The 3,587-nt window shown below is 56.5% G+C and carries 1 protein-coding gene; it reads right to left on the bottom strand.

The features are described 5' to 3' along the window. The coding region (locus LH464_RS24075) for an Ig-like domain-containing protein (RefSeq protein WP_315859756.1) at window positions 1-3,559 on the bottom strand (3,559 nt) is incomplete at its 3' end. Between the last annotated feature and the right edge of the window lie 28 nt (window positions 3,560-3,587).

The raw sequence follows: 3,587 nt of genomic DNA on the forward strand, positions 1-3,587 counted from the left end.
AAGGAACGGTTACGCTACCGACCAGAACGTCGCCGTCATAAACATTTACTTTATGGGTCGGTGAACTGGAATACTTGGCGACGCCGAAAATCTTTAAGTATTGGTCATTGGTTGCGCCGCCCTCATATACATATCCTTTCTGGGCAAGGACATCATCCACCGCATACTTAATCAAGGGTGCCGGTAGAGTATCAGCACTACTCCACTGGATAAAAAAGTCATTCCGGTACTCTGAAAACGCGTATGAATCGGCTCCTCCAGTATTTTCTGCGTTAGTAACCTCCGAGTAGTTGTACCAAGGCTCCCTATAGTTTCCAGCAGCATCCGATAGGATTACCTCAATTTTATGCCATTTCGCATCACCGGGGTCGGTCAACGTAATCGACCAATCGCCGGTCACACCGTCCGCGTAGGTTGAGGCAATTTCGACACCGTTTTCGTAAACGCTAACTTTCGCTCCGGGCTCTACAGGCTGCTTCCCTGTAATCGTGTAATTTCCACCGGATTCCACCCACGTGAGCAACGACAGGGAACTACTGCTTCCAATAGTGCCCGGCACAGTCGTATCGAGCGACAACTGCCAGGAATTCGAATTCGGGCTGGCATTGCCGGCAGCATCGGTCGCCGTCGCGACCAGCAAATGATTGCCGCTACCGCTCATCGAAACTGTCAGCGACCAGTTTCCGTCGGCATCGACCACGGTCGTCCCGCGCGCGGTACCATTATCGTAAACCGTAATCGTCGAGCCAGCGACACCCTTTCCATGCACCGTCGGCGTGCTGTCGTTGGTAAGTGCGCCATCTGCCAAATCCCCGGTGTAGAACTCCACATCGTCTACGACCCTGGTGATGGTCGGTGCCAAGGGTGCCAGCAGGTCGACGATAATCGTGAAAGGCTCTGATGGCGGACTGACGTATCCGGCACGATCGGTTTGAGTCACCGTGTAGACATGGCTCCCTTCCGGAATATTGCTGGGCGGGGTCCAATTCCAGGTTGTTGCGGATCCTGTAACAACGGTTCCGACCAGCACTCCGTTGTCATAGATATTGACGGTGGCATAGGGTTCAGACGTCCCGTAGAGCGTTGGCGTCGGATCATTTGTAGACGCACCGTCAACAAGATCGCCGGATACCGGATTCACATTGTCCTGAATCCTGGTGAGGCTCGGCGCGGGCGGTACCGTGACGTCGACATTGATCGTGAATGACGTACTGCTCCCACTGGTGTTGCCAGCGGCATCAGTCGCCTTAGCCGTAAAGTTGTGGGCACCTTCGGTCAGATCAGCTTCCGGCGTCCACGTCCAGGTTGCATCCGGCTGAACCGTAACAATGGCAATCTCGACACCATTGTCGAATATAGTCAGCGTCGAGTTGGCTTCGGCGGTTCCCGATAGCACCGGTCTACTGTCGTTAGTCCAACCAGTATTGGCGACGTTGCCGATCACCGGCCCTTGATCGTCGTAAATTGTTGAGATCACCGGTGGGCTGGGCGCGTTGGCATCAAGCACAATTACCCATGGATCTGAAACCGCCTCGTTACCCGCCCGATCGGTCGACTTGACAGTCAGCTTATGAGTGCCACTCGTCCAGTTGGTTGTCGGCGTCCATGACCACAGCCCGCTGCCCGGCACTGTCAATGTCGTCAGCCACGTTGTCCCGGACGGGCCGCCGAAGATCTGCAGCTCGGTCCCGGCTTCCGCTGTGCCCGACAACATCGGCCGCGTGTCATTCGTCAGGCCATTGTTCGCAACCATGCCCACAACGCCAGCCAAGTCGTCACTGACATCGGTGATCGCCGGTATATCCGGACTGACGGTATCGACGCGAAGCAGAAAACCCGAAGACATCGGCCCTGTGTTGCCGGCGACATCAGTCGCTTCGGCCGTGAACATGGGAGAGCCGTCACCCAGCACCGGTGTCGTAAACGTCCAGACACCTTCGGTGCTGGCCGTTGTCGTGCCTATTTCGACGCCGTTGAGATAGATGGTCACCTTGCTGTTGGCCTCGGCCGTACCGTTCAGTGTCGGTGTTGTGTCATTCGTCCAGCCATTGGAACTGACCGAACCCGAAGATGGTAGAGCATTGTCGTCAGCCGAGATGATCTTGGGCGCAGCAGGGGCCGTCGTATCGATGGTAAAATTGAACTCGGCCGACAGGTTGCCGCGGTTACCGACCGCGTCCACCGCTTGTGCGGTAATCGCGTGAGCGCCGGCGCCGAGCGAGACCGTATACTGATAGCTCCAGTCGCCGTTGGCGTCGGCCGTGACCGTGGTCCGGTAGACACCGTCCATGAACAGGTCCACCTTGCTGAAGGCCTCCGCCTTACCAATGATCTTGGGTGTTGCGTCATTGGTTAGCGCATTGTTGGCCATGATACCGGTGTAATCTGCCCGGTCATCCTCGATACCGACGACCTGCGGAGACAGTGGCGCAATGGTATCGAGTTCAACCGTATAGGGGGCCGATGCAGGGCCGGTGTTACCTGCTAAATCCGTGGCAATGGCAGTGAAGGTATGGACCCCATCGGCAAGATTGTCGGTGAACTTATAGGACCAGTTGCCGGCAGCATTGGCATTCACCGTGGCAACAAGCGTCGCGCCATCATAGATCATGATGGTAGCGTTGCTTTCAGCAGTTCCTTCGATCCGCGGCTGCGGGTCATTCATGCTGCCGCCCGGCAAAACGGTCCCGACAATATCGGCCTGATTGTCGATCACCTTGTTGATTTTGGGAGCCGCGGGGGGCGCTGCATCTATCGTGAGAGTAAACGGATTGGATGCAGGACCCTCATTGCCCGCCGGATCCGTTGCCTTGGCAGTGAAGTTGTGCAGACCATTCGCCAGTGGGGCGGACAGCTGGATTGTCCAGTTGCCGACCGAATCCGCGACTGCTTCGCCAACCAAGGTAGTACCGTCGTAGAGTTTAATCTTGGCGTAGGGATCGGTAGATCCCTTGAACGACGGCATGGTATCATTGGTCATTGTACCGCTTGGCATGGCGGTATTGATTATACCTGCCACGTCATCGATTGCCGAAACGATGATCGGCGATACGGGCGGAGTGAGGTCAACAGTGACAAACCTCGGCAGCGACTGGCTCCCTTCAAAGCCAAAGGAATTGACCCCCGAGGCCGTGATCGAGTGGAAGCCCTCATCGAGAGTTACGAGCTTGGCCGCAAAATTAAACGTCCACTTTCCATCCGTGTCACTGGTCGTTGATCCTATCAAAACACCATCGACATAGATGTTGACGGTAACGTTCGGATCAGCCGAGCCGTTGAGGATCGGGGTCGTATCGTTGGTGGATCCGTTATTGCCGACTGGACCGGTGACAGCTGGCTGGTCATCAACCAGGCTGGCGATAACCGGCGCGTTTGGTGCCAGAACCGAAATCGTGACCGACCACGGTTCTGACATGGGGCTGGCGTTGCCAGCGATGTCGGTAGCCTGGGCCGTCAGTGCGTGCAGGCCATCCAAAAGGACACCAGTGGTCAAGCTCCAGGTGCCATTTGCCAACGTAGTGGTCTCACCCAGGTAGGTTGCCCCATCATAGATGCGCACAATGGCACCGGCTTCCGCCGTGCCCGAC

The sequence above is a fragment of the Pseudorhizobium xiangyangii genome (assembly GCF_020531965.1).
Taxonomy (GTDB): domain Bacteria; phylum Pseudomonadota; class Alphaproteobacteria; order Rhizobiales; family Rhizobiaceae; genus Neorhizobium; species Neorhizobium xiangyangii.